Source organism: Corynebacterium sp. UMB0012 (genome assembly GCF_030216265.1).
Classification (GTDB): domain Bacteria; phylum Actinomycetota; class Actinomycetes; order Mycobacteriales; family Mycobacteriaceae; genus Corynebacterium.
Window position 1 is genome coordinate 1 of sequence record NZ_JASOKQ010000044.1, and the last position, 1,747, is coordinate 1,747.

At 53.6% G+C, this 1,747-nt stretch carries 1 protein-coding gene; it reads left to right on the forward strand.

The features are described 5' to 3' along the window. Window positions 1–321: 321 nt before the first annotated feature. The gene (locus QP324_RS11765; protein WP_005325042.1) at window positions 322–1,530 is read left to right on the forward strand and encodes an IS110 family transposase; all 1,209 of its coding nucleotides are present in this window, start codon (window positions 322–324) and stop codon (window positions 1,528–1,530) included. Window positions 1,531–1,747: the final 217 nt, after the last annotated feature.

The following is a 1,747-nucleotide window of genomic DNA, read 5'->3' on the forward strand; positions in this document are numbered from 1 at the left end:
AGAAACCGAGTACTATCTCACCCAGCCCATCAACACAGGGCCGTAAAAGAAGCGGAACTAAACCCAGGACGCTTCATTCCTTCTGCCTTGTTGCAGTGGAACTAGTCGCTGGCTTCGGTATGGCTTGTTTTCGTCCCTGTCTGAAAATGATCCGGGGGGTGATGCCGCCGAAGGCAGTGACATACTCCAGACTGCTAATAGGAACCTGACCCGCACAGAATGTGCGAGGTCTCAAAGTAATGTGGATGCCAGCGTGAAGTATGTCCGACCACCAGCGATGAAATAAGTCCCATACTCATTCAATTCGCTTGGAGGTTTGCTATGACCTACGACTATGTCATCGGCATGGACGTTGGTAAATACTTTCACCACGCTTGCGTCTTAGATATCGACGGCACCCAGGTGCTATCTAAGCGCATCAACCAAAACGAAAAATCCCTGCGCGCACTGTTTTCAACGTTCAGCGCACACGACCACAAGGTCCTTGTCGTCGTGGACCAGCCAAATAACATTGGTCGACTAACTGTCGCGGTTGCTCAAGATCTCGGGATCGACGTGCGCTACCTTCCCGGTTTGGCCATGCGTCAACTCTCACGCATCCACGCTGGCAATGCCAAAACTGATATCCGGGACGCCTATATCATCGCCCATGCTGCAAAGAACCTTCCGGAATCCCTCCGCAGCGTCGACCGTGTCGAAGAAGCTTTCCTCCAATTGAAGGTCCTCAACGGTATCGACGAAGACTTAGCGCGCTCCTACACCAGGCTCATCAATCAGATTCGAAGTGCGCTAGTGGGCTGCTACCCGCAATTCGAACAGGCCCTTCGCGGTCAGATAATCCACCGCAAGTGGGTTCTGCACCTACTTGCACGCTACGGCGGACCGACCAAGATAAAGCGCCTCGGAAAAGCCAAAGCAGCTGCCTTTGCTCGACGCTATAAGGCACGCAATCCTGAACCTGTCCTTGATGCCATATTCGCTGCCATCTCTGAGCAAACAGTCGCCATTGCTGGTGCACACTATGCCGAAATGGGCGTAGCAATGTCAGCGAAGGACGCGCTTTTAAAGCTCGAGCACCGCAAGCAAATCGAGCAAGAAGTCATCGAGCTCATCAACGACATCCCCCACACTCAAATCCTGCTATCCATGCCAGGAATCGGACCAAAGACGGCAGCACAAATTCTCATGACCGCTGGCGATATGTCCGACTTTCCGTCAGTCGGGCACCTGGCCTCTTACGCTGGTTTATCGCCCCGAACGAATCAGTCCGGAACCTCGATCATGTCGAACTCACTGAACCGAGCCGGCAATAAAAAATTAAAGAACGCCCTATGGCAATCATCTTTTGCATCGATCAGATTCCACGAGCGTTCCCGGCAATTCTATGAACGAAAGCGCCGTGAAGGCAAGAGACATAACGCCGCAGTAGTAGCACTAGCCCGCAGACGACTCAACGTCCTCTACGCCATGATGCGCAACCACGAGCACTACCACGATCCCACACCATCACAGGAAGACCTAGCCGCCTAGACACTAAGAGTAAAGATAGCCGACCGGGTAAAACCCCAGTCGGCTAGCAGCCATGCCCGAAAACAACACGACCAAACAACCCCGCAGAGAGAATCCGCCCCCGATTTCTCCACCCTCGAGGTTGACAACCTATATAGGAACACCCCCTCAAAGAGGGTGCGCACATGCGAGAACGACCGTTGCCGCTAGCAACATCGCAGGGCCGTGCGGGCTCTCC

What these genes read in the sequence shown, in the direction of transcription:
- QP324_RS11765 (WP_005325042.1), top strand. Translation starts at nt 322, where the DNA reads ATGACCTACGACTATGTCATCGGCATGGACGTTGGTAAATACTTTCAC.